22 protein-coding genes are annotated in these 23,221 nt (G+C 69.9%); 14 read left to right on the forward strand and 8 right to left on the reverse strand.

Features of this window, described 5'->3' with window-relative positions; translation table 11 throughout:
• Window positions 1-3 precede the first annotated feature (3 nt).
• The 7 genes from H284_RS0109340 to H284_RS0109370 all read left to right on the forward strand — a co-directional run bounded on the left by H284_RS0109340 (window position 4) and on the right by H284_RS0109370 (window position 6,051).
• Window positions 4-1,302, forward strand: a complete 1,299-nt coding sequence (locus H284_RS0109340; RefSeq protein ID WP_020076031.1) for an MFS transporter — start codon at window positions 4-6, stop codon at window positions 1,300-1,302.
• A 5-nt stretch (window positions 1,303-1,307) separates the two neighbouring features.
• A complete protein-coding gene (pip, locus tag H284_RS0109345; protein ID WP_020076032.1) occupies window positions 1,308-2,270 on the forward strand; it encodes a prolyl aminopeptidase in 963 nt (320 codons plus the stop codon).
• Window positions 2,271-2,280: 10 nt separating this feature from the next.
• Window positions 2,281-2,973 carry a nucleoside/nucleotide kinase family protein gene (locus tag H284_RS0109350; protein ID WP_020076033.1) on the forward strand — a complete coding sequence of 231 codons (693 nt, stop codon included), beginning with the start codon at window positions 2,281-2,283 and terminating at the stop codon, window positions 2,971-2,973.
• A 9-nt stretch (window positions 2,974-2,982) separates the two neighbouring features.
• The gene (locus H284_RS0109355; protein WP_018189228.1) at window positions 2,983-3,240 is read left to right on the forward strand and encodes a glutaredoxin family protein; all 258 of its coding nucleotides are present in this window, start codon (window positions 2,983-2,985) and stop codon (window positions 3,238-3,240) included.
• A gap of 50 nt (window positions 3,241-3,290) precedes the next feature.
• Entirely contained in the window at window positions 3,291-4,088 is a 798-nt protein-coding gene (locus H284_RS20510; RefSeq protein WP_020076034.1) for an alpha/beta hydrolase, read from the forward strand.
• Between the two features lie 96 nt (window positions 4,089-4,184).
• The gene (locus H284_RS0109365; RefSeq protein ID WP_018189227.1) at window positions 4,185-5,156 is read left to right on the forward strand and encodes an aldo/keto reductase; all 972 of its coding nucleotides are present in this window, start codon (window positions 4,185-4,187) and stop codon (window positions 5,154-5,156) included.
• Window positions 5,157-5,187: 31 nt separating this feature from the next.
• A complete protein-coding gene (locus H284_RS0109370) occupies window positions 5,188-6,051 on the forward strand; it encodes an aldo/keto reductase (RefSeq protein WP_020076035.1) in 864 nt (287 codons plus the stop codon).
• Window positions 6,052-6,147: 96 nt separating this feature from the next.
• Here the strand turns inward: H284_RS0109370 and H284_RS0109375 are convergent, their stop codons facing one another.
• The 5 genes from H284_RS0109375 to H284_RS0109395 form a co-directional block, all read right to left on the reverse strand.
• Complete coding sequence (locus tag H284_RS0109375) at window positions 6,148-7,053, reverse strand: LysR family transcriptional regulator (protein WP_020076036.1); 906 nt, start codon at window positions 7,051-7,053, stop codon at window positions 6,148-6,150.
• A 64-nt stretch (window positions 7,054-7,117) separates the two neighbouring features.
• The gene (locus tag H284_RS0109380; RefSeq protein ID WP_020076037.1) at window positions 7,118-7,828 is read right to left on the reverse strand and encodes a winged helix-turn-helix transcriptional regulator; all 711 of its coding nucleotides are present in this window, start codon (window positions 7,826-7,828) and stop codon (window positions 7,118-7,120) included.
• Window positions 7,829-7,841: 13 nt separating this feature from the next.
• Window positions 7,842-8,297, reverse strand: coding sequence for a VOC family protein (locus tag H284_RS0109385; RefSeq protein WP_020076038.1), 456 nt, complete (start codon window positions 8,295-8,297; stop codon window positions 7,842-7,844).
• A gap of 46 nt (window positions 8,298-8,343) precedes the next feature.
• Complete coding sequence (locus H284_RS0109390; protein ID WP_020076039.1) at window positions 8,344-9,003, reverse strand: MOSC domain-containing protein; 660 nt, start codon at window positions 9,001-9,003, stop codon at window positions 8,344-8,346.
• Between the two features lie 31 nt (window positions 9,004-9,034).
• Complete coding sequence (locus tag H284_RS0109395; RefSeq protein ID WP_020076040.1) at window positions 9,035-10,519, reverse strand: oligopeptide:H+ symporter; 1,485 nt, start codon at window positions 10,517-10,519, stop codon at window positions 9,035-9,037.
• Window positions 10,520-10,658: 139 nt separating this feature from the next.
• Between H284_RS0109395 and H284_RS0109400 the strand changes: the two genes are divergently transcribed.
• The 4 genes from H284_RS0109400 to H284_RS0109415 all read left to right on the forward strand — a co-directional run bounded on the left by H284_RS0109400 (window position 10,659) and on the right by H284_RS0109415 (window position 13,828).
• Window positions 10,659-11,096: an Lrp/AsnC family transcriptional regulator gene (locus H284_RS0109400; RefSeq protein WP_018189220.1), complete on the forward strand. Its 438-nt coding sequence runs from the start codon at window positions 10,659-10,661 to the stop codon at window positions 11,094-11,096.
• Window positions 11,097-11,146: 50 nt separating this feature from the next.
• Window positions 11,147-11,572, forward strand: coding sequence for an SRPBCC family protein (locus H284_RS0109405; RefSeq protein WP_018189219.1), 426 nt, complete (start codon window positions 11,147-11,149; stop codon window positions 11,570-11,572).
• Between the two features lie 88 nt (window positions 11,573-11,660).
• Window positions 11,661-12,407 (forward strand): response regulator transcription factor, encoded by a 747-nt coding sequence (locus tag H284_RS0109410; protein ID WP_018189218.1) that lies wholly within the window; start codon window positions 11,661-11,663, stop codon window positions 12,405-12,407.
• Window positions 12,404-13,828 carry a sensor histidine kinase gene (locus H284_RS0109415; protein ID WP_018189217.1) on the forward strand — a complete coding sequence of 475 codons (1,425 nt, stop codon included), beginning with the start codon at window positions 12,404-12,406 and terminating at the stop codon, window positions 13,826-13,828. The genes H284_RS0109410 and H284_RS0109415 overlap by 4 nt, the downstream gene beginning before the upstream one ends.
• 33 nt (window positions 13,829-13,861) lie before the next feature.
• Here the strand turns inward: H284_RS0109415 and H284_RS0109420 are convergent, their stop codons facing one another.
• Complete coding sequence (locus H284_RS0109420; RefSeq protein WP_029042884.1) at window positions 13,862-14,695, reverse strand: aldo/keto reductase; 834 nt, start codon at window positions 14,693-14,695, stop codon at window positions 13,862-13,864.
• A gap of 49 nt (window positions 14,696-14,744) precedes the next feature.
• On the reverse strand, window positions 14,745-18,431 hold the full coding sequence (locus H284_RS0109425; RefSeq protein ID WP_020076042.1) for a proline dehydrogenase family protein: 3,687 nt from the start codon (window positions 18,429-18,431) through the stop codon (window positions 14,745-14,747).
• 94 nt (window positions 18,432-18,525) lie between these two features.
• On the opposite strand from H284_RS0109425, the gene H284_RS0109430 reads away from it, so the two are divergent.
• On the forward strand, window positions 18,526-20,115 hold the full coding sequence (locus tag H284_RS0109430) for a phytoene desaturase family protein (protein WP_020076043.1): 1,590 nt from the start codon (window positions 18,526-18,528) through the stop codon (window positions 20,113-20,115).
• Window positions 20,116-20,200: 85 nt separating this feature from the next.
• A complete protein-coding gene (locus tag H284_RS0109435) occupies window positions 20,201-20,752 on the forward strand; it encodes an SRPBCC domain-containing protein (protein WP_018189213.1) in 552 nt (183 codons plus the stop codon).
• A 27-nt stretch (window positions 20,753-20,779) separates the two neighbouring features.
• Here the strand turns inward: H284_RS0109435 and H284_RS0109440 are convergent, their stop codons facing one another.
• A complete protein-coding gene (locus H284_RS0109440) occupies window positions 20,780-21,763 on the reverse strand; it encodes a DNA-3-methyladenine glycosylase family protein (protein WP_020076044.1) in 984 nt (327 codons plus the stop codon).
• An 86-nt stretch (window positions 21,764-21,849) separates the two neighbouring features.
• Between H284_RS0109440 and H284_RS0109445 the strand changes: the two genes are divergently transcribed.
• Window positions 21,850-23,220: an FAD-binding oxidoreductase gene (locus H284_RS0109445; protein WP_020076045.1), complete on the forward strand. Its 1,371-nt coding sequence runs from the start codon at window positions 21,850-21,852 to the stop codon at window positions 23,218-23,220.
• Window position 23,221 lies beyond the last annotated feature (1 nt).

Below are 23,221 nucleotides of genomic sequence, written 5' to 3' on the forward strand. Positions count from 1 at the left end.
TCCATGTTCCGCTCGCTCGCCGGCGTCAACTATCGCATCTGGGCAGCCGGCGCGATCGTGTCGAACGTCGGCACCTGGATGCAGCGGACGGCCCAGGACTGGATCGTCCTCACCCAGCTCACCCACAACAACGCAGCGGCCGTCGGCTTCGTGATGGCGCTGCAGTTCGGCCCGCAGCTGCTTCTGCTGCCGGTGACGGGATGGGCGGCCGACCACCTCGACCGCCGTAAGCTCCTGATGGCGACGCAGGGCGCGATGGGACTGCTCGGACTCGGCCTCGGAATTCTCACCGTGACCGGTGTCGTCCAGCTGTGGCACGTCTATCTCTTCGCACTCCTGCTCGGAGTCGTCGCCGCTTTCGACGCGCCTGCCCGCCAGACGTTCGTCTCCGACTTGGTCGCCGGCCCGAACCTGTCGAATGCGGTGGCGCTGAACTCCGCCTCGTTCAACGCCGCGCGCCTCCTCGGCCCCGCGGTCGCGGGCCTCCTCACCGCAGCGGTCGGCGCCGGCTGGGTCTTCCTGATCAACGCAGCCACCTTCGGAGCGGTGCTGTTCTCGCTCGCGATGCTCCGGCGCGAGCAGCTCTACCGCACGGAGCGCGCGAAGCGCTCGCGCGGCAGCCTGGTCGACGGGTTCCGGTACGTGCGGCGCCGCCCGGACATCCTCGTCATCCTGATCATGGTGTTCCTGATCGGCACGTTCGGTCTGAACTTCCCGATCTTCATCTCGACCATGTCGGTGAGCGTCTTCCACCAGGGCGCCGGGGAGTACGGCATCCTCTCGTCGATCATGGCCGTGGGATCGGTGGTCGGCGCCCTGCTCTCCGCCCGGCGCGACCGGCCGCGCGTCTCCCTGCTGTTCGCCGGCGCAGCGTTGTTCGGCCTCGGCTGCGCGCTGGCCGCCGTGATGCCGACGTACTGGCTGTTCGCCGCAGCCCTCATCGTGATCGGCGTCTCGTCTCAGACGCTCATGACGACGGCCAATGGCACGGTGCAGATGACGACGGATCCGGTGCTCCGCGGTCGCGTCATGGCGATCTACATGGCCATCTTCATGGGAGGCACCCCGGTCGGCGCGCCGATCGTCGGCTGGGTGGCCGACACCTTCGGCCCGCGCTGGGCGATGGGCGTCGGCGCCGCCAGCGGCTTCGCGGCGGCGCTGGTCGGCGTGATCTACCTCGTGAAGTACCGCGGGCTGCGCGTCCGGTTCGCCGGTCTCCGCCCGCGGGTCGTGCTCGCGCCGCGGGAAGTGCTCCGCGAGGAACTCGAGGAGATCGAGGCGACGGCCACCCGCACCTCCTGATCGGGATGCGGTACCGTGCGGGCATGTTCCCTGTGGTCGAGCCGTACGCGCACGGATGGGTGGAGAACCCCGACGGAGACAGCATCTACTGGGAGACCAGCGGCAACCCGGACGGTATCCCCGTCCTCTGGCTGCACGGCGGGCCCGGCAGCGGCCTCGGGCCCGGCAACTACCGCAAGCGCTACGATCCCGAGAGGTTCCGCCTCGTCGGCATCGACCAGCGGGGATGCGGCCGCAGCACCCCGTCCGTCGTGGATGCGCTCGACCGACTGCCCGCGAACATCACCGACGGACTCATCGCCGACATCGAGCTGGTCCGCGCCGAGCTCGGGATCGACCGCTGGATCGTGACCGGCGGATCGTGGGGATCGACCCTCTCACTCGCCTACGCTCTGGCGCATCCCGAGCGGGTGACCGGCATCGTGCTCGGCGCGGTGACGACCACCGGTCGCGCCGAGGTCGACTGGATCACGGAGACGATGGGACGTGTCTTCCCGGAGGCGTGGGAGGCGCTCGAGCGGTCATCGCACCGCCGCCCCGGCGAGCGCGTGATCGACGCGTACGCACGCGTGCTCGCGACCGGCACTCTGGAGGAGCGGATCGCCGCGGCCGACGCCTGGGACGCGTGGGAGTCGACCCACGTCTCCCTCGACCCGAACTTCGTTCCCGGCCCCCTGCACACCGATCCGACGCAGCGGCTCGTCTTCGCAACACTGGTGACGCACTACTGGGCCAACGACGCGTTCCTGCCCGGCGAGCGCGCCATCCTGAATCGGGTCGACGAGCTGGCGCACATCCCGGCGGTGCTCATCCACGGCCGTCACGACGTCAGCGGTCCGGTCATCACCCCCTGGCTGCTGCACAAGCGGTGGCCCGCGAGCCGGCTGATCGTCGTCGAAGGAGAGGGGCATGGCGGACCGCAGTCGTCGGAGCTGATGGCGGAGGCGATCAGTGGATTCGCGCGCTGACCCCAGCAGAATGGGACGCGTGACCACCGAATCCCCCGCTTCACCCGTCTCCGACGTCTCGGCCCTCGCCCGACGCGCACTCGCGCTCGCACCGACGGGCGGCCGGGCGATCGTCGGTGTCGCGGGCAGCCCCGGATCGGGCAAGACAACGCTCGCCCGGCACGTCGCCGACCGGGTGAACGACCTGGCCGGGGCCGGCACCGCGGTCCACCTCCCGATGGACGGCTTCCATCTCGCCAACGCGACCCTCGACGCCCTGGGACGCCACGACCGCAAGGGCGCGATCGAAACCTTCGACGGGTGGGGATTCGCGGCCCTGCTGCAGCGCGTGCTGACCGAGACCGGCAACCCGGTCTACGCGCCGGCGTTCGAGCGAACGGTGGACGAACCGGTCGCCGGCTCCATCGCCGTGCCTCCGGCCACGCGGATCGTCGTGGTCGAGGGCAACTACCTCCTCATCGACGCCGACCCGTGGTCGCGCATCCCCGCACTCCTCGCCGAGTCGTGGTTCGTGGAGACGCCGGAGGACGAACGGATGCGCCGGCTGGTCGACCGGCACACCCGCCACGGCCGGTCGGCCGAGGCGGCGGCGGCGTGGGCGCGCGACGTCGACGGCGCGAACGCCGTGCTCATCGAGGCGTCCAAGACCCGCGCCACGCTGCTGGTCGACGGCACCACCGGACTCTCAGGCGACGGCGCTTAACCTGGAGCAATGACCTCTCCGACCGCGTCCTTCGACCGTGTGACCGTCTTCGGCGCCGACTGGTGCCGCGACTGCATCCGCTCCAAGTCCCTCCTCGACCGACTCGGCGCCGACTACGAGTACATCGACCTCGTCGCGCGCCCCGAGGAGGCCGACCGCGCGCAGCAGATCAGCGGACGCACCAACATCCCGGTCATCGTCTTCCCGGACGGCCGCCACCTGGTGGAGCCGACCGACCCCGAGCTCGAGGCCGCCCTCCGCGCCTGACCCGGCTATGCGATGCGGGCGCATCCTGTCGCCGGTGGGATGCTGAACCCATGGTCGATCCCGATGTCGCGCTGCTGCGTGCCGGGGCCCGCGCGCGTGCCCTGGCGCGCCCACGCGTGCCCTTCGACGGCGTCGTCGCCGACGAACGCGTCGGCGACGTGACCGCGCGCCGGTACACGCCGACGACAGCGACGCGCCTGGATGCCGCGGTGCTGTTCCTGCACGGCGGCTACGGCATCCTCGGCGACCTGGAACTGCAGGACGGATACTGCCGTCGGATCGCGGGCATCCTGGCTGTCCCGGTGCTCTCGGTCGACTACCGGCTGGCGCCGGAGGCTCGTCTCGCCGACTCCGCCGCCGATGCGGTTGCCGCTGCGGACACGCTTGGTCGCGAGGGAAAGGGCCATGTCGTGCTGTGGGGCGACTCCGCCGGGGGTGCGGTTGCGCTCGCGGCCGCACGCTCCACCGATGCGGACGGCCTGGTCCTCACCAACCCGAACGTCGACCTCAGCCTTGCGCGCTACGACGACGCCGCGCCGGGTGGGCCCGGTCGCGAACTCTCCGAGTGGGCGTTCCTGCACTGGACGGGCGTCGATCGCCTCGAAGACGCCCCAGACCTCGCCGCCGATGCGGCAGGTCTACCGCCGGTGTTCGTCGCCGTCGGCTCGGAGGACTCGCTGCTCCCGGATGCGCAGCACCTGGAGGCACGATGCGAGGCGGCAGGCGTCCCGGCGCTGCTCCGCGTGGTGCCCGGGGCATCGCACGGCTTCATGGGCGGGCCGGACATCGAGACCGCCGACGCGGTGATCCGCGAGGCCGGCCAGCGCATTCTCGACGGAGACGCGTAGCCGCTCCGAGCGTGACGCGATTCATCATCAGGACCGCGCAATCCCATCCACACCTCCTGTTGGACATCTGACTCGGCGGGGCGTTGAGTGGCGGATATGGAGTACACACACCTGGGCCGGTCCGGCCTGAAGGTCTCGCGCCTCGTCCTCGGCACGATGAACTTCGGTCCGCAGACCAGCGAAGAGGATTCCCATCAGATCATGGATGCCGCCCACGATGCCGGCATCAACTACTTCGACACCGCCAACGTCTACGGCCAGCACAAGGGACGCGGAGCCACCGAGACGATCGTCGGCAACTGGTTCGCGCAGGGCGGCGGCCGCCGCGAGCGCACCGTCATCGCGACCAAGCTGTACGGCGACATGGGCGACTGGCCGAACGAGAACCGGCTGTCGGCGCTGAACATCCGCCGCGCCCTCGATGCCAGCCTGAAGCGCCTGCAGACCGACTACATCGACATCTACCAGTTCCACCACGTCGACCGGGACACCCCGTGGGACGAGATCTGGCAGGGCATCGAGACCGCGATCGCGCAGGGCAAGATCCTGTACGCCGGATCGAGCAACTTCGCCGGCTGGCACATCGCCACGGCACAGGCCGAGGCGCGCAAGCGCAACCTGCTCGGGCTCGTGAGCGAGCAGTCGATCTACAACCTCCTCACCCGCCAGGTCGAACTGGAGGTGCTGCCCGCCGCGCAGGCGAACGGCGTCGGCGTCATCGCGTGGTCGCCGCTTCACGGCGGCCTCCTGGGGGGTGTGATCCGCAAGCAGAACGAGGGCAAGCGCCGGCTCGAGGGCCGCGCCGCCGAGACGCTCGAGAAGCACCGCGACGCGATCGAGGCCTATGAGGACTTCGCCGCCGAACTCGGCCACGAGCCGGGCGACCTCGCCCTGGCCTGGCTGCTGACGCGCCCCGGCGTGACCGGCCCGATCATCGGCCCGCGCACGCGCGAACAGCTCGACGGCGGCCTGCGCGCCCTCGACATCCACCTCGACGACGCGGCGCTCGCGCGGCTCGACGAGATCTTCCCGGGCCACAAGACGGCCCCCGAGGACTACGCCTGGTGACCCCGGGCCACACCGACACGAAGGAGAACGAGTGAAGACACGTACCATCGGCGACGTCCAGGTCTCGGCCATCGGCCTCGGCGGCATGCCCATGTCGATCGAAGGACGCCCCGACCGCGAGCGTTCGATCAAGACCATCCACGCGGCGCTCGACGAGGGCATCACCTTTATCGACACGGCCGACGCGTACCACCTGCACGCGGACGAGGTCGGCCACAACGAGGAGCTCATCGCCGAGGCGCTGCGCACGTGGACCGGCGGCGACGCGTCGGCCGTGCTGGTCGCCACCAAGGGCGGTCACCTGCGCCCGGGCGACGGATCCTGGACGCAGAACGGGCACCCGGACTACATCAAGCAGGCCGCGAAGGAGTCCCTCCGCCGACTCGGCGGCGACGCCATCGGGCTCTACCAGTTCCACCGGCCCGACCCCGAGGTCCCGTACGCGGAATCGGTGGGCGCGATCCGCGACCTGCTGGACGACGGCGTGATCCGGATGGCGGGCATCTCGAACGCGAACCCCGACCAGATCCGGCAGGCACAGGAGATCCTGGGCGGCCGTCTGGTGTCGGTGCAGAACCAGTTCTCGCCTGCGTTCCGGTCGAGCGAGCCGGAGCTCCGCCTCGCCGACGAGCTCGGCATCGCCTTCCTCCCGTGGAGCCCGCTCGGCGGCATCACCTCGGCCGGCGACCTCGGCAGCCGGTTCGAGCCGTTCAAGGACGTGGCGGATGCCCGCGGCATCAGCCCGCAGGTGGTCGCGCTCGCGTGGCACCTGGCGCAGAGCCCGCACGTCATCCCCATCCCGGGCTCGTCGCGTCCCGAGACGATCCGCGACTCCGTCACGGCCGTCGACGTCGAGCTGACGCCCGAGGAGCTCTCCCGCCTCAACGCCGCCTGACCCGCGGCATCCACGCCCTCGGCTCCCCCGCCATCGGCTCCCCCACCATCGGCTCCTGAGTTTTTCGACCCCGAACGCCGTTTCTGGCGGAAAAACTCAGGAGCCGGCGGCCGCGGTGGCGGGAGTCGGGGTCAGGGCGACCGGGTCGAGCTGCGTGAGGAACGCGGAGGCCGCGGGGCTCGGCTGCTCGGCGACCGCCACGGCGACGGTCCAGACCGGAGCGTCCTGCAGGCGGACCGCCCGCAGGGCGTCAGGACGCTTGCGGGCGAAGCTCTCCGGAACCACCGCTACGCCGAGGTTGTACCCCACGAGGTCGAGCAGCGGATGCACGTCGTTGACCTCCATCGCCGCCCGATAGTCGAATCCGGAGGCAGCGAACGCCCGCCGGCTCAGCGCCTGCGCGCCCCAGCCCTCCTGGAAGCCGACCAGAGGTTCCCCGCGCAGCGCGTCGAGCGGGATGCTCTGCTCCGCGGCGAAAGGGTGGTCCGGGTGGCAGAGCACCAGCATCTGCTGCGTGCTCAGCGGCCGCAGGTGCACGCCGGCCGGCGTGTGGCCGGTGTCGACGACCAGCGCGACGTCGGCGCGGCCGCCGGCCACGTCATCCACCAGTTCCTCGGATCCCGAGTAGCGCAGGCGCACCTCCACGCCGGGATTCGCGGTCCGGAACGCCGCGAGCTCGGCGGGAAGGTCGACCGAGCCGAGGCACGGCTCCGCGCCGATGGTCAGGCGTCCGCGCAGGAGCCCCCGCACGGCGGCGACCGCATCGCGGGCTGCCGCGGCACTCGCGAGGGTGCGCACTGAGTCGGCCAGGAGCGCCTGACCGGCAGCGGTCAGTTCCACTCGCCGGGTGCTGCGGATGAAGAGCGAGGTGCCCAGTTCCTGCTCGAGAGAGCGGATGGACGCGGACAACCCCGACTGCGATATGCGCAGCAGTTCCGCCGCGCGAGTGAAGTGCCGTTCTTCGGCCACGGTGACGAAGTGCTCCAGCTGCCGCAATTCCATTGTGCGATCGTACTGCTGAATCCTGACCTGCTGATACGCGACGTCGATACCGGTCCGGGATGTGTCAGGCGACTGAGGCCTCCGCGGTCACGTCTTCGCCGGGCGCGGCGTCGAAGCGGAAGGTTCGGCGGAAACGGTCCACGAGGCCGCGGTCGCCGGTCTCGACATCGAGCGGTGGAGTGTCCCCGCTGAGGAGTTCGCTCAAGCGCTCGCGCTCGACGCGGAACTCGAGCACGTCCGCCGGCGGCGGGATCGCGACCCGGCGCTGCGGCTGCGGGAGCGCGTCGGGGCCGACGTCCATCACGTCGAGGGTGCCTGCGTCTACGACGGCGCTCACGGACGTCTCCCCCGTGTGGATGACGTACTCGGTCGGCGGGAACCCGGCCGCGACCTCGCCGCGGAACGCTGCCCGCAACGTCACGGCCAGCGCATCGGCGGTCAGCACCTCACCCTCCGCCGGTTCGCCGGGTGCGGCCCAGCCCCAGCGTTCGAGCGCGAGGATGACCGGCTCGAGCTGGCGGCCGAGCGGTGTCAGCTCGTACCCGCCGCGAACGGTCGGGACGCGGCGGATGATGCCCGCCTGCTGCAGTTCTTTGAGCCGATCGCTGAGGATGTTGGTCGGGATCCGCGGCAGGCCGGCCTTGAGGTCGCTGTAGCGGCGCGCGCCGGCGAGCAGGTCGCGGACGATGAGCAGCGCCCACCGTTCGCCGACCCGCTCCACCGCGCGCGCCACTCCTCCGGCCTGGCCGAAGCCGCGGGGCGCCCGTGCCGCCATCCGGGATGCCGTGTCAGGCCTGCGCCGGAGCTTCGGCCGCGTGCTCGGTCATGTAGGCCTCCGGGCCCTTCTCGACGGCCTCGGGTGCCATGTAGAGGTAGGACAGGTTGTTGCCGTCCGGGTCCTCCAGGTCGCGCGAGTACATGAACCCGTAGTCCTGTGCCGGCCGCGGTTCCGTGCCGCCGGCCTCGAGCCCGCGCGCGACGATCGCGTCGACGTCCTCGCGGGAGTCCTGGCTGAGGGCGATGGTCGCACCGGTCTGCGTGGCCGGGTCGATGATCTGCTTGTCGGTGAAGGTGGCGAGGAACTCGCGCGTCTGCACCATGAAGTAGATGGTGTCGCTGAGGACGACGCAGGCTGCGTTGTCGTCGGTGAACATGGGGTTGATCGTGTACCCGAGAGCCTCGTAGAAGGTCTTCGCGCGCTCGAGGTCGTTCGTCGGGAAGTTGACGAAGATGTTCGTGGTCATGGTGTCCTCCGGTCGTCGGTGTGGCACTAGCTTGCTCTTTGCAAGTTCACTTGTCAAGAACAAGTAAACGTCTCGAGCGCAGCTTGTCGATGCCCTCCCGGATCTCCTGGACCAGCGTGATCGATCCGTCCGCCTCCGCTGCCTCTAGAGCGTCGGCCTGGGCGCCGTCGGCTGCGGTGAACCAGGAGGCGATCGTCACCCCGTGGCCGGGGCGCGAGAGCACCTCGACGCGGTCGCCGGCCCCGACGCTGCCCGACTTCACGACGGAGAGGTACGCCCCGGGGCGGCCTCTCTCCGTGAAGCGCTTGACCCACTGCGGCTCCCGCATGCGCCGCTGGAATACAGCGCACGGCTCCCGCGGGCAGGTGACTTCGACCACCAGTTCGTCGCCGATCCGCCAGCGCTCCCCGATCTCGGCGGCGTTCACGTCGATCCCCGCCGTGCGGAGGTTCTCGCCGAACAGGCCGGGCGGGATGTCGCGGCCGAGCTCCGAGGCCCACTCCTGTGCGTCCTCGTCGGCGTAGGCGTACAGCGCCTTCGACGCTCCACCGTGGTGCTTCCGGTCGGCCTGGACGTCGCCGTGCAGCCCGAGCGGTCTTACCCGCAGCCGCCTGTCCACCGGTCGCTTGTCGATGGCCGTGACACCGATCGTCCCGCTGTCGTGAAGGAGCTGTTCGACGCGGCACACCGCGAGAATCTCTGCCATCGACCCAGTATTCCAGCAGCCGTGCGCCGACTCATCGCACCCCGCGCATCAGCCGGAGCACCCACGGACTGAGCAGGGCAAGGAGCACCCCGATCCCGATCGCGATCCCGCCGATGATACTGAAGTAGATCCCTTCCGGCACCGTCGTGAAGAGCTTGCCGAGCTGGCCCGCCATCGCCGTCCCGAGGGCCACGGACAGGAAGTACAGCGCCACCATCTGCGCCTGGAACGAGCGTGGCGCCAGCTTGGTCGTCACGGACAGCCCGGGAGGCGAGATCAGCAGCTCCGCGACCGTGAAGACGAAGAGGATGCCGATCATGGCCAGCAGCGGCGTGCTGTGCTCCCCTCCACCCGCCCAGAACAGGAACAGGAAGAAGGCGAGGCCCATGAGAACCGTCCCCGCGGCGAACTTGATCGGCGTCGACGGTTGCTTCTCACCCCACTTCGTCCAGATCGCCGCGAAGACGCCCGAGAGCACGATGATGAAGATCGGATTGATGGACTGCACCCACGAGACCGGGAACTCCCAGCCGAAGAGATTCCGGTCCAGGCGCTTGTCGGAGTAGATGGTGACCACCGTGAACTGCTGCTGGTAGAGCGTCCAGAACGCCGCATTGGTGATGAACAGCGGGATGAAGGCGAAGAGCCGGCTGCGCTCGTCGGCGTTCAGGAGCTTCGACGTCAGGATGACGGCGAAGTAGGCGATCGCAGCCACGATGGTCACGGCGATCACCCACAGCGCGAGATTGGATGCGTTGATGAGCCCGGTGAGCACCAGAACGACGATCACGACGAGACCCGCAAGCCCGATGCCGATCATCAGTGGGTACCGCGAGCGCTCGAGAGGATGCGGCACCTGCCGCGCCTGGTCGGGGAGCCGCTTCCGGCCGAGCGAGTACTGGATGAGCCCGATCGCCATGCCGACCGCGGCGAGCGCGAAGCCCCAGTGGAAGCCGAGCGTCGACTGCAGCAGTCCGGTGAGGAGGGGTCCGAAGAAGGCGCCCAGGTTGATGCCGAGATAGAAGAGCGAGAATCCGGCATCGCGCCGCGGGTCTTTCTCCGAGTACAGCGTCCCGACGATCCGGGTGGCGTTCGCCTTCAGGCCGCCGCTTCCCAGGGCGACGAACAACAGGCCCACCAGGACGCCGGCAACACCGGGAATGACGGCGAGCGAGATGTGGCCGGCCATGATGACGACGGCGCTCCAGAACAGCACCCGTTCCGACCCGAACAGCCGGTCGGCGAGCCAGGCGCCGAGAATCGTGGAGAGGTAGACGGCGCCGCCATAGGCGCCGACCACACCGGTGGCCGTCGCCTCGTCGATGCCGAGGCCGCCGCGTTCGGCCGAGTAGTACAGGTAGATGAGCAGGATGCCCTGCATGCCGTAGAAGGAGAACCGCTCCCACATCTCGACGCCGAAGATGTTGGCGAGCGCGCGCGGCTGACCGAAGAAGCCGTGGCTGCTGTCGTCGTCGCGTCGCGCTGGTGCGGTGTCCGTTCTGCTCATGGCGACCATGCTCCCACCGCCGATCGCCCGGGTGAACGCCCGTTCGAGGACCGGTGGATAACTTCCGCGGCGCCACCATTGTGCAAACGGACGCACAAAACGGTCACTTCCCTGGCTTTCACGCAACGATTCACCATATGCTCGGCCCGTGGACAATCTCGATCGCAGCATCCTCGACCTGCTCCGTCAGAACGCCCGGGCGGGATACGGCGACATCGGTTCCGTCGTCGGGCTCTCGGCCTCAGCCGTGAAGCGCCGAGTGGACCGCCTGGTGGCCGATGGCGTGATCCGCGGGTTCACCATCCAGGTCGATCCCGCGATCGACGGGATGAGCACGGAGGCCTACGTCGAACTGTTCTGCCGGGGCACCGTGTCGCCGGAGGAGCTGTTGCGCATCCTCTCCGCCGTGCCCGAAGTCGTCGACGCCGGCACGGTGACCGGAAGCGCCGACGCCATCGTCCACATCCGCTCGCGCGACATCCCGAGCCTGGAGGCCGCGCTCGAGAAGGTACGGCTCGCCCCGAACGTCGATCACACGCGCAGCGCCATCGTGCTGTCGCGCCTGATAAACCGCGGCAACGCCTGAGCGTCGCGAAACTTCAAGACCCCGCCGCCCGAAGGGATGAGACTGGCGGCATGAGTACGACAGCACGCGCAGACATCCGCATCGACGCGTCCCGCGACCGCCTCTGGACGGCCCTGACCGACCCGGACACGATCGCCCGCTACCTCTTCGGCAGCCGCGTCTCGACCGATTGGAAGACGGGCAGTCCGATCGTCTATCGGGGCGAGTGGGAAGGCAAGCCCTACGAGGACAAGGGCACCATCCTGGAGATCGTCCCCGGCGAGCGCCTCGTCACCAGCTATTACAGTCCGCTGAGCGGAAAGCCGGACATCCCCGAGAGCTATCAGACCGTCTCGTACCTCCTCGCCGACGACGGCGACGGCACTGTCGTGACGATCACGCAGGACGGCTGCGCCGACGACGCAGAAGCCGAGCGATCGAGCGGCAATTGGCGCATGGTGCTCGACAGCATGAAGTCGGTCGTCGAGCGCGGCTGACCGTCTCCTGCGAGAACGTTCAGCGCGCCGACCCGGCGCGAGGGCACGATCCGAGCACCGGCACGGGGAACAGTGGCACGATGGGCGCATGAAACTGCTCGTTGTCGAAGACGATCCCGACATGGGAGGCCTCGTCCAGCGCGGTCTGGCGGCCGAGGGCTACGACGTCACCCTGGTCACCAATGGCGTCGACGCGCTCATCGCCCTGCGCAGCGATACGTTCTCTGCTGCGGCGATCGACGTGATGCTGCCCGGCATGAGCGGCTTCGAGCTGTGCCGCCACATCCGTGAGGCGTCGAACCCGATGCCGATCCTCCTGCTGACGGCGCGCGATGCCATCGAGGACCGCGTCCACGGCCTCGACTCGGGAGCGGACGACTACCTGACGAAGCCGTTCGCGTTCGCCGAGCTCGCGGCCCGGGTCCGCGCCCTGCTGCGCCGCGAGCCCACGGGGATGCGGCCTCAGGTGAGCGTCGGACGCCTGACGATCGACTCGCACGAGCACCAGGCACTGGTCGCCGGGCACGAGATGCCGTTGAGCCGCCGGGAGTTCACCCTCTTGCGCCTCTTCGCCACCAACCCGGACAAGACGCTGTCGCGTTCCGACATCCTCGAGTCGGTGTGGGGCACCACCGAGAACATCGGCACCAACGTCATCGACCAGTACGTCTCGTACCTCCGGAAGAAGCTGGATGCGGCAGGCGCCGGACTGAACATCGTCACCGAGCGGGGCCGCGGCTACCGTCTCGATGCCCGCAATGCTGTCGACACCAAGCGCACGACGCCGGGCGGCGACCACGTCCCGAGTAGCCACGACACCGCATCCACCTCGTGAATCGGCTGCGGCGCCTCTCGATCACGGCGCGCATCACGATCGGCAGTCTGATCGTCGCGGCGCTGTTCGGTCTGGTCGCCGTCTTCATCATCCGTGTCGGGGTGTCGTCCATCCTCCACAACGCGACAGTCACTCTCCTGAGCAATGACGTCGCAGCGCCAGTGGAGTCGCTGCCGTCGAAGCCGACGGGTCCGTTCGACCTGCCGGGCGGCGGCCAGGAGCTCGCGATCGTCGCCGAGGACGGCACCATCCTCGCGTCAACCATGCCGCAGGGGCTCGAGGACCGCATCGGGCGTCTCATCGATCAGGGCCGTGAGCCGCGCGAGGTGCAGGTGGGCGACGACCACTATCTCGTCCTCTCGCGCAGCGTCACCACGTCGGACGGCGTGATGCACGTCGTCGCCGCGCGGAACGACGAGACGACCGCGCTCATCCTCGACCGGCTGACGGCAGCCCTGCTCGCGGGCGCCGGTGTGCTGATCCTCGCGTTCGGCGCGGCGTCGTGGCTGCTCGCGCGGGCGGCGCTGCGGCCGGTGAGCCGGATGCGGGAGCAGGCGGATCGCATCGCCGGCTCGACCCCGCAGGAGGCGGCCCTGTTGACGGTCGGGCCGGCCCAGGACGAGTTGTCGGAGCTCGCGACGACGCTCAACGATCTGATCCTGCGCCTCCGTGCGTCGGCGGAACGAGAGCGTCAGATGGTGTCCGACGCCAGCCATGAGCTGCGCACGCCGCTGGCCGTGCTGCGCGGGCAGCTGGAGCTGGCCGAGCTGGATGCGGGGGATCCGAACGCCCTGCTGACCGACATCCGGGCCTCCCACGCGACGGCGATCCGCCTGGCGGCCCTCGCGAACAACCTGCTGGAGCTGTCGCGGATCGAGGCCGGCCCGTCGAGCGGTCGGATCGACTGGCGGACCCTGGTGGACGAGCTGACGGACGCGATCGACCGGGCGCGCCTGCTGGTGAGCAGCGACGACGAAGCCGCCGGCATCTCGGTCGACTTCGAGTACGACCCCCGACAGCGACCCGACCCGGAAGCACGCGTCGCCCTGTCCCCCACCGATTTCGGGCGCATCCTCGACAACCTGCTGGCGAACGCGATCATCGCCATCCGATCCTGTGGCGAAGACCGCCCTGAGGCGACCGTCGTTGCCGCGCTGTCGCTCGCGGACGGCACGGACGGCAGCGAGTCGGTGGTGCTGACGGTCCGGGATTCCGGCCCGGGGATGCCGGAGGAGTTCATCCCCGTCGCCCTGGACCGCTTCACACGCGCCGACGGGTCCCGTACGGGTCAGTCGGGTGGCGGGCTGGGGCTCGCGATCGTTGGCGCGTTGGCGGATGCAGCCGGCGGACGCGTCCGGCTCGCGAACGCCGAGCCCAACGGGCTCACGGTGACGGTGATCCTGCCCCTGCGCCGCGACTGACGGTCGGCGGCCCGACCGTCACCGTCCCGACCGTCAGTGGCCGGACCGGTCCGAGTCCACGCCCGCGTCGGGGCCTTCGTCGAGGGTGTCGAGCGCGCTCAGGTCGTCCGAATCGAGCTCGAAGTCGAACACCGACAGGTTCTCGGCCATGCGCTCTGGGTTGCGCGACTTCGGGATGGCGACGAGCCCGTTCTGCACATGCCAGCGGAGCACGATCTGGCCGGGGGTCCGGCCGTGCTTCTCGGCGAGCCGGGCGAGCACCGGCTCGGCGAGAAGGTCGCCCGTTCCGCCGATCGGGCTCCACGATTCGGTGACGATGCCGTGCTCACTGTCGTAGGCGCGCTGTTCGCGGCGCGGGATGGCGGGGCTGAGCTGAATCTGGTTGACCGCCGGCGTGACGCCCGTCTCGGCGATCAGGCGGTCGATGTGCGCCGGCTTGAAGTTCGAGACGCCGATGGCGCGCGCCTTGCCGGCGTCGCGCAGGCGGATGAAGGTCTGCCACGTGGAGACGTACTGGTCGCGTTGCGGCAGCGGCCAGTGGATGAGCAGCAGGTCGACGTAGTCGAGCCCGAGACGTGCCAGGCTGTCGTCGAGGCCGGCCACGGCCCGGTCATCGCCCTGATAGGTGCCGTCCAGCTTGGTCGTGACGAACCAGTCCTCGCGAGCGAGGCCGCTCCGTGCGAGCCCCCGCCCGACGCCGACCTCGTTGGCGTACTTGACCGCCGTGTCGACGTGCCGGTAGCCGATCTCGGCGGCGGCGACGATCGCCTTCTCGACCTCGGCGTCGTCCAGCGGCCACGTGCCCAGACCGAGTTGCGGGATGCTGCCGCCACCGGCGAGAGGCAGAGCGGGAATCGAAGGGGTCATGTCGGTCACAGTACGCGCTGCCTTCCACTCGGGGTGCGGTCGGGGATGGTCAGAGGATGTCGTCCGACAGGTGCGTCGGGTTGCCGAAGCGGTGGTTCGTGATCGAGATGGCCTGCTCGTGGAGGAACGTGAGCACCTCGACCCTCCCGGACGGCGTGACCGGTCCGCTGTAGACCGCGACGTCGGGGCTGCCGCCCAGAGCCGTCGCGAGCGCGACCGGATCCCCACCGATGAGCCGGATGCGATGGGCCGGGACGCGATGCGCCCGGATTCGGGACAGCCAGTGCGCGTCGGACTCGACCACGACCTCGATCTCCCGCTCGCGCAGAAGCGCGTGCATCCCCCGCGGCAGCTTCACCGGAGTGCTGACCGAGAACGGCGAGCGTGCCACCGTCCCGGCCGCCATCACGCGGAGCAGTTCGGGCAGCGAGCTGCCCTCGGAGAGCCGGATGGCCACGGGCACCGGCCGGTACCGGAAGAGGTTGCGTTCGACGCCGAGCCCCGAGACGTCCTTCACCCGGTGGTATTCGGTCGCGACGGCGATGGCGTCACTCAGGGCGGACCGCCGGACGAGGTCGAACGACGGATAGTCCATCGACGACTGCCCGGACTCGATGAGGTCGGAGACCCGGGTCTCCAAACCGCGAAGGTGCAGGCTCGAGCTCGAGTGCCCGACCTCGGGGATCCAGCTCCCGAGCCCGAGCAGATAGTTGGGTCCTCCGGCCTTGGTTCCGGCTCCGACGGAGGACCGCTTCCATCCACCGAACGGCTGTCGGCGCACGATGGCACCGGTGATTCCGCGGTTCACGTACAGGTTGCCTGCCTCGACAGTGTCGAGCCAGTGCACGAGCTCGTCCCGGTCGAGAGAGTGCAGCCCGGCGGTGAGCCCGTACTCGACGGCGTTCTGATAGCGGATCGCCTCGTCCAGGTCGCGCGCGGTCATGATGCCCAGTACCGGCCCGAAGAACTCCGTCAGGTGGAAGTACGAGCCGGGCTGGACACCGGTACGCACTCCGGGGGTCCAGAGCCGCCCGGTGTCGTCGAGGCGGCGCGGTTCGACGAGCCACTCCTCTTCGGCGCCCAGAGTCGTGAGCGCGTGGAGCAGCTTGCCCGACGCCGGCTCGATGAGCGGACCCATCTGGCTGGCCGCATCCTGCGGGTAGCCGACCCGCAGGCTGACCACCGCATCCACGAGCTGGTTGCGGAAGCGTTCGGACTTGGCGACCGAGCCGACCAAGATGACGAGGCTCGCGGCGGAGCACTTCTGCCCGGCATGGCCGAAGGCGCTCTTGACGATGTCGGAGACAGCGAGGTCGTAGTCGGCGCTCGGAGTCACGATGATGGCGTTCTTGCCGCTGGTCTCGGCGAGGAGCGGCAGATCCGGACGCCAGGAGCGGAACAGCTTCGCCGTCTCGTACGAACCGGTGAGGATGACCCGGTCGACCCGGCGGTCGGCGATCAGCTGCTGGCCGAGCTCGTTCTCGGCGACGTCGACCAAGGCGAGCAGGTGCCGAGGGATGCCGGACTCCCAGAGCGCCTCCACCATCACTGCAGCGGACCGCCGGGCCTGGGGAGCCGGCTTGATGATCACACCGCTCCCAGCGGCGAGCGCGGCCAGCACCGACCCGGCGGGGATGGCGACGGGAAAGTTCCACGGCGGAGCCACAACGGTCAGGGCACTTGGGACGAACTGCGCGCCCTGTACCGCGTCCAGCTCCCGGGCGCGGGTGGCGTAGTAGTGGGCGAAGTCGACCGCTTCGCTGACCTCCGGGTCCGCTTCCGCGATGGTCTTGCCGGTCTCGGCCGCCATCACCTCGATCAGGCGATCTCGGTTGGCCTCGAGAGCGTGCCCGGCGCGGTCGAGGATCGCTGCGCGGTCGTGGCCGGAACGCGCACCCCACTCCCGACCGGCCTCGGCGACCATTCCGAGGATGGCGTCGAGACGTCCCGCGTCCTGGACGGCCGCACCGGCGATGGTCTCCGCGCCGAGAGACGAGGTGGCGGAGCGGGCGAGGATGCGCTTGCCCCACGCGCGGTTCGCCGCGCGGGACGGGTCGGTGTCCGGCGCATTCCGGAAGTCGTCGGCCTCAGCCGACGGGACCACCGCGGCGGCAGTGCCGGGCGCCGCAGCCTCGTCAGGCGGAGTCAGCTCGATGCCGCCCGACCCTCGGGTCAGTCCCAGCACCACGCTCGTGAGCCCCTGCTCTTCGGGCGTCGCGGGCGCGGCAGGGGCGGGCGGTGCCGGAGGACGCGTGAAGGACGGCGCCGACGCTTCTTCCCACTCGCGCGCGCGATCCTGCTGCCGGTTCGGGACCGGCGCAGTACCGCGCGGCCCGGAGTCGCTCTCGAACTCGGCGACGGACGCGAGGAAGCGCTGCTTCTCACGCTCGAACAGCTCCGGGTCGGAGCCGAGCTGGAATACGGCCGACATGAAGTTCTCGGGACTGGCGTTCTCTTCCAGACGGCGGATCAGGTACGAGATCGCCACGTCGAACTCTCGGGGGTCGACGACCGGGGTGTAGAGCAGGAGCTCACCCACCGTGCGCTTGACCGCCTCCGCCTGGGCGGTCGCCATTCCGAGCAGCATCTCGAAGTCGATCCGGGCGGTGACTCCCCGCTTCTGTGCGAGCAGCCAGGCGTACGCGATGTCGAAGAGGTTGTGCCCCGCGATGCCGATCTTGACGGCATCCGTGTGTTCCGGAGTCAGAGCCCAGTCGAGCACCCGCTTGTAGTTCGCGTCGGTCGACTGCTTCGTGCCGTACGTGGCGAGCGGCCAGCCGTGGATCGTTGCATCCACGCGCTCCATCGCGAGGTTCGCTCCCTTGACGACCCGGATCTTGATCGGCGCTCCACCCTGCGCGCGCCGCTGGGTCGACCACTCGGTCAGCGTCTGCAGCGCGTCCAGAGCGTCCGGCAGGTACGCCTGCAGCACGATGCCCGCCTCGAGCCCGAGCAGCTGCGGCTTGCTGAGGATGCTGGTGAAGACCGCCATCGTCAGATCGAGGTCGCGGTACTCCTCCATATCGAGGTTGATGAACTTCGGAGTCGGCGACGCCGCGGCGAGCTCGTACAGAGGGGTGAGCCGTTCCACGACGCGCTCGACCGTCTCGTCGAACGCCCACATCGACAGCTGAGACGCGATCGAGGACACCTTGATGGAGACGTAGTCCACGTCGTCCCGGGCGAGGAGGGTCCGGGTCCCCTCAAGCCGCCGAAGCGCCTCCTTCTCGCCGAGCACCGCCTCCCCGAGCAGGTTCAGGTTGAGCCGTGCTCCATGACCGTCGGGGTCGTCGGGCGACCGGAGCCGCGCGATCGCCGGCCCCAGCTTCTCGGGTGTCGCATCGACCACGAGGTGCCCCACCATCCGCCGCAGCACGCGACGGGCGATCGGGATCACCACCCAGGGAAGGACCGGACCGAACACGCCGCCCAGCCAGATCGCGAACCGCATGTACCACGGCAGGAAGGCAGGGATGCGCTTGGCCACCCGCTGCAGGTTGTAGCCGGCGACGAACAGGTCTTGCGGTCGAGCCACGCCGTCGACGAAGCCCACGGCGAAGTCGAGACCGTGTGGGTCGCTGAGCACCCCCGCGAGTCTCTCGGCGGCGGGATCCTGGCGGGGCGCGGAGCCGTCGTCCCCACGCGCACTCTCGGCGAGCCAGCGCTGCACCAGCTCGACCGCCTCGTGAGCGATCGTCGCCGGGCGCGCCTCGGCGCCATCCGTTGTGTCGACCATGATGACGACACTATTACCCGGCGCTGGGCGGCCCCGGAAGCGACCTGAAGATGTGGAGAACTGACGGTTATCCACCGCGGCTAGAGTCGATTCCATGACCGACCGATCCCCCTCGTCCACCGCCGCGACGCACGACATCGTGATCGTCGGAGGCGGGCACAACGGCCTCACTGCCGCGGCGTACCTTGCGCGCGCCGGCAAGTCCGTCATCCTGCTCGAACGACTGGACGAGGTGGGCGGCGCCGCGGTCAGCGCGCAGGCGTTCGCGGGCGTCGAAGCGCGCCTCTCGCGCTACTCCTATCTGGTCAGCCTGCTGCCGCAGCGCATCATCGACGACCTCGGCCTCGACATCCGCCTGGCCCGCCGCCGCTACTCGTCGTACACGCCGGTTCCCGGCGACCCCGACGGCGCGGGACTGCTGATCGACAACACCGACGCGACGGCGACCGCGGCATCCTTCGCCCGGATCGGCGCGGCCGACGACGCTGACGCCTTCGACGGCGTCTACGAGAGCACCGGCGAGCTGGCCCGCGCACTCTGGCCGACCGTGACAGAGCCCCTCCTGACGCGGACGGAGGCGCGGGCGCTGGTCGGCGACGACGAGCTGTGGCAGGCCATGATCGAGCGTCCGATCGGCGAGTTCATCGAGTCGCGCCTCCAGAGCGACCTGGTGCGCGGGGTCGTCGCGACCGACGCGCTCATCGGCACCTTCGCCAGCCTCGGCGATCCGGAACTCGCGCAGAACCGGTGCTTCCTCTATCACGTCATCGGCCAGGGGACGGGCGAGTGGGATGTCCCGGTCGGCGGGATGGGCGCCGTCACCGGCGAGCTCGCCCGTGTCGCGCGTGAGGCCGGCGCCCGCATCGTGACCGGCGCGGAGGTGACGAGGATTGACCCGGACGGGACCGTCGAGTACCAGCGCAACGGCCACGAGCGACGGGTGGTCGGGCGCCACGTGCTCGCCAACGTCGCCCCCGGCGTCCTCGACCGGCTGCTGGGCGAGACCGCAGAGCCGGCCGCTCCGAAGGCCGAAGGCGCCCAGGTGAAGGTCAACCTGCTCCTGAAGCGCCTCCCGCGACTGCGCGACGAGGCGATCGACCCGAAGGCGGCGTTCGGCGGGACCTTCCACATCAACGAGACCTACACACAGCTCGAGGAGGCCTACTCGGGCATGACCCGGGGAGTGATGCCCGACCTCCTCCCCTGCGAGATCTACTGCCACACCCTGGCCGACCCGAGCATCCTCGACCCGGAGCTCGCCGAGACCGGCGCCCAGACCATCACGGTGTTCGGTCTGCACACGCCCGACCGCTGGCTCACGGACGAGAACAACGACGCCACCCGTCAGCGGCTTCAGGATGCTGTGCTCGCCTCCCTCAACTCGGTCCTGGCCGAGCCGGTCGAAGACCTCCTGCTGACCGACGCGGACGGCAACCCGTGCATCGAGACGAAGACCACGCGAGATCTCGAGCAGGCTCTCAACATGCCGGGCGGCAACATCTTCCACGGGCCCCTCTCCTGGCCGTTCGCCGAGGACGACGACGCCCTCGACACCCCGGCCGAGCGCTGGGGCGTCTCGACACGGCATCCGCGCATCCTGATGTGCGGGTCCGGCGCGCGGCGTGGTGGCGCGGTGAGCGGACTCGGCGGACACAACGCGGCGATGGCGGTGCTCGAAGGCTGAGAGCACTCGCAAGCCGCCCTCTGCCGATTCCGGGCGAGCGTGACTAGTGTGTGGATCACCAGAGGCTGAGCCGACGGAGGTCATCATGATGCCGCAGCCGACAGGAAGACTGGTCCGCAAGGACGACGGGGTCTACCTCGTCCTCGACCGGATGTTCAAAGCGCCCATCGAGGAGGTGTGGACCTTCTTCAGCCGCTCCCCGCGGCTCGCGGAATGGCTGGGCGAATACAAGGGCACCGGGTCGACCGGGGCGGTCAAGTTCCGTCTGACCGCCGACGGCGACGACGCCGAGTGGCAGGACGTCTCCGTGATGGAGTGCTCGGCGCCGCACCGGCTCCACGCGGACGTCGGAGGAGCGGGCGCATCCCACCGGATGTTCGTGCATCTTCGCGAGGCGAGCGGCCACACCACGGTCACTCTCGGCCGACGGTTGCGGTCGCTCGTGGAGGAGGCGGACTCCGGGCCCCGCTGGGACTACTACCTCGACCGTCTGGTGGCCGCGCACGATCACAAGCCGCTTCCCGAGTGGAGCAGCTACAGCCCCGCGATGACCGATCACTACCGGACGCTGTGCCGCGAACTCGACCGCGACCTGCGGTCGGAGCACACCGCCGCGCGCGCGGGAACCACCGGCTGACCTCAGCTGCGCAGTGACCTCAGATGTTCAGTGCCAGCGGTGCTCCTGCAGCGTCACGCGCGGGCCGCGCCGCTGGAAGCGGAAGCCGCTCGCGAAGATCAGGCGCACGACGCGCTGCCGATGGCCGGCCCAGGGCTCCAGCAGTTCGAGCATCCCGTCGTCGTCGACCCGGCGGCCGATGAGCGCTTCACCGACCTGGTGCGCGAGATGGTAATCGCCGACGCTGACCAGATCGGGGTGGCCGTGAGAGCGCTGAAGCGTCTCCGCCGCCGTCCACAGGCCGACGCCGGGGATGGTCTGCAGCACCGTCTCCGCCTCGGCGAGGGTCGACGCCCTGTCGGTCGCACGTTCGAGGGACGGCGCCACTGCGAGCACCGCCTGCACTGCTCGCGCCCGGCGAGGATCGACACCTGCGCGGTGCCACTCCCACGACGGGATGCCGCGCCACTGCTCGAGCGTCGGCGTGACACGCATCCCCTCCGGAGCAGGACCCGGTGCGGGCTCGCCGTACCAGCGGAGGAGCCGTGACCACGAACGGTAGGCCTCGATGCTGGTCACGCGCTGCTCGATGATGGCGGGGATGAGCGCCTCCAGCATCCGGGCGGTCCGCGCCAGCCGCAGACCCGGATTGCGGTGCAGGCTGTCGCGGAGCAGGGGATGACGCGCGACGTCGAGCCCCGACCAGTCGTCGTCCCGGCCGAGCAGGCTCGGAACGGCATCGATCGCCCATTCCGCTCCCGGCCCCCACGCGGAGGCCGAGACGCCGCCGCCGGACGCCCGATGGATGCGCAGAGTCGCCGCGCCCATCGGCGTACGCCAGGTGCGCCACATCCCCCGCAGGTCCCACGTCGTGGTGGGGTCGTACGGACCACGACCGAGCGGCGCGAGCGTCCCCGAGAGATCGAGCGTCCCGGCCGGCCGGTACACCGTCTCGACGTCCGGCGCCGAAGCCGCGGCGCGCGCCGCCGCACCCGCCGCTGACGCGGGAGCGGAGGGCAGGACGGCGGGCATGCTCGAATGCTACGTCACGCACCTGACACCGACCCGTCACGAAGATGGGGTTCCCTCATGTCGGTGGCCTCCCCTACATTTCCCCCATGGGAATCGAACTCGACACGAACGCTGTCGCGCGCCTGCGCGACGCCATCACCGGCACCGTCTACGTCCGAGGCGACGAGGGCCTCGCGGCCGAGGTCGCCTGCTTCAACCCGGCGATCCGTCACGATCCCGACATCGTGGTCGCTGTCGAATCCGAGAACGACGTCGCGGAGGCTGTGCGCTTCGCCCGGGAAGCCGGAGTCCCGGTGCGCGTACAGGCGACCGGCCACGGCGCGGAGGCACCGATCGTCGGGGGCATGATCGTCTCGACGCGCGGCCTCGACGGACTCTCGATCGACCCCGCGTCCCGGCTGGCCCGCATCGGCGCAGGCCTGCGCTGGGCGCCGGTGATCGTCGCCGCGGCCGAGCACGGACTGGCTCCGGTCACCGGCTCGTCGACCAGCGTCGGCGCCGTCGGCTACACCCTGGGCGGCGGGGTCGGACCGCTCGTCCGCCGCTACGGATTCACCAGCGACTGGGTGCGCGGGTTCCGTGTCGTCACCGCGGACGGCGAGCTGGTCACCGCCGACCGCGAGACGAATCCAGACCTCTTCTGGGCGCTCCGTGGAGGCAAGGGCGGGCTGGCCATCGTCACCGAGATGACCCTGGAGCTGGTGGAGCTGCGCTCGCTCTACGGTGGCAGCGTGTTCTTCGAAGGCGGGGCCATCGAGCCGGCGTTGCGCGCCTGGGTCGACTGGTCGGCGGAGCTGCCGGACGAGGCGACCACCTCCGTGGCGCTCCTCAACGTGCCGGACGTGGACGGACCGCCTCCCTTCCTGCGCGGCCGCACGCTCCTCAGCGTCCGGTTCGCCTACCCGGGTGATCCGGCCGAGGGCGAGCGGCTCTTCGCTCCCATCCGGGCGGCGGCTCCGGTCTCTCTCGACTTCGTGGCCGAGATGCCGACCACCGCCGTTGCGAGCATCCACAGCGATCCCGAGGAGGGCGGTCCGACCTGGATCCGCGGGTTCATGCTCGACTCCTTCGACCAGGACTCGGCCGACGTGATCCTCGAACTCGCTGGGCCCGGGTCCGGATCGCCCTTCGTCGCGGCCGAGATCCGCCAGCTGGGCGGAGCGACCGCACGCGACACGGAGGACGGCAGCTCGGTCGGCGGCCGGGACAGCGGCTACACGCTCAGCCTGCTCGCGGGCGATCCGTCGACCTTCGCCGACGCCGCACCCACCCGTGCCCAGGCGATCGCCGAGGCGTTGAAGGACACGGTGTCCGCGATCACCAACGTCAACTTCGCCGGTGACCTTTCGGACCGCGCCGCGTTCGAGAGGGTGTGGCCGCCGGTGATCTCGGAACGGCTCGAGGTCGTCCGTCGTCAGTGGGATCCCGACCGCGTCTTCGCGTTCGGGCCGGCCTGAC

The organism is Cryocola sp. 340MFSha3.1 (genome assembly GCF_000383315.1).
GTDB lineage: Bacteria > Actinomycetota > Actinomycetes > Actinomycetales > Microbacteriaceae > Leifsonia.

Excerpts from the sequence above, each read along its gene's own strand:
- H284_RS0109390 (WP_020076039.1), bottom strand. The coding sequence starts at position 9,003 with ATGGCAGAGATTCTCGCGGTGTGCCGCGTCGAACAGCTCCTTCACGAC.
- H284_RS0109375 (WP_020076036.1), bottom strand. The coding sequence starts at position 7,053 with ATGGAATTGCGGCAGCTGGAGCACTTCGTCACCGTGGCCGAAGAACGG.
- H284_RS0109445 (WP_020076045.1), top strand. The coding sequence starts at position 21,850 with ATGGGAATCGAACTCGACACGAACGCTGTCGCGCGCCTGCGCGACGCC.
- H284_RS0109365 (WP_018189227.1), top strand. The coding sequence starts at position 4,185 with ATGGAGTACACACACCTGGGCCGGTCCGGCCTGAAGGTCTCGCGCCTC.
- H284_RS0109355 (WP_018189228.1), top strand. The coding sequence starts at position 2,983 with ATGACCTCTCCGACCGCGTCCTTCGACCGTGTGACCGTCTTCGGCGCC.
- H284_RS0109340 (WP_020076031.1), top strand. The coding sequence starts at position 4 with ATGTTCCGCTCGCTCGCCGGCGTCAACTATCGCATCTGGGCAGCCGGC.
- H284_RS0109405 (WP_018189219.1), top strand. The coding sequence starts at position 11,147 with ATGAGTACGACAGCACGCGCAGACATCCGCATCGACGCGTCCCGCGAC.
- H284_RS0109385 (WP_020076038.1), bottom strand. The coding sequence starts at position 8,297 with ATGACCACGAACATCTTCGTCAACTTCCCGACGAACGACCTCGAGCGC.
- H284_RS0109350 (WP_020076033.1), top strand. The coding sequence starts at position 2,281 with ATGGGACGCGTGACCACCGAATCCCCCGCTTCACCCGTCTCCGACGTC.
- H284_RS0109410 (WP_018189218.1), top strand. The coding sequence starts at position 11,661 with ATGAAACTGCTCGTTGTCGAAGACGATCCCGACATGGGAGGCCTCGTC.
- H284_RS0109430 (WP_020076043.1), top strand. The coding sequence starts at position 18,526 with ATGACCGACCGATCCCCCTCGTCCACCGCCGCGACGCACGACATCGTG.
- H284_RS20510 (WP_020076034.1), top strand. The coding sequence starts at position 3,291 with ATGGTCGATCCCGATGTCGCGCTGCTGCGTGCCGGGGCCCGCGCGCGT.
- H284_RS0109435 (WP_018189213.1), top strand. The coding sequence starts at position 20,201 with ATGATGCCGCAGCCGACAGGAAGACTGGTCCGCAAGGACGACGGGGTC.
- H284_RS0109420 (WP_029042884.1), bottom strand. The coding sequence starts at position 14,695 with ATGACCCCTTCGATTCCCGCTCTGCCTCTCGCCGGTGGCGGCAGCATC.
- pip (WP_020076032.1), top strand. The coding sequence starts at position 1,308 with ATGCGGTACCGTGCGGGCATGTTCCCTGTGGTCGAGCCGTACGCGCAC.
- H284_RS0109395 (WP_020076040.1), bottom strand. The coding sequence starts at position 10,519 with ATGGTCGCCATGAGCAGAACGGACACCGCACCAGCGCGACGCGACGAC.
- H284_RS0109425 (WP_020076042.1), bottom strand. The coding sequence starts at position 18,431 with ATGGTCGACACAACGGATGGCGCCGAGGCGCGCCCGGCGACGATCGCT.
- H284_RS0109380 (WP_020076037.1), bottom strand. The coding sequence starts at position 7,828 with ATGGCGGCACGGGCGCCCCGCGGCTTCGGCCAGGCCGGAGGAGTGGCG.
- H284_RS0109440 (WP_020076044.1), bottom strand. The coding sequence starts at position 21,763 with ATGCCCGCCGTCCTGCCCTCCGCTCCCGCGTCAGCGGCGGGTGCGGCG.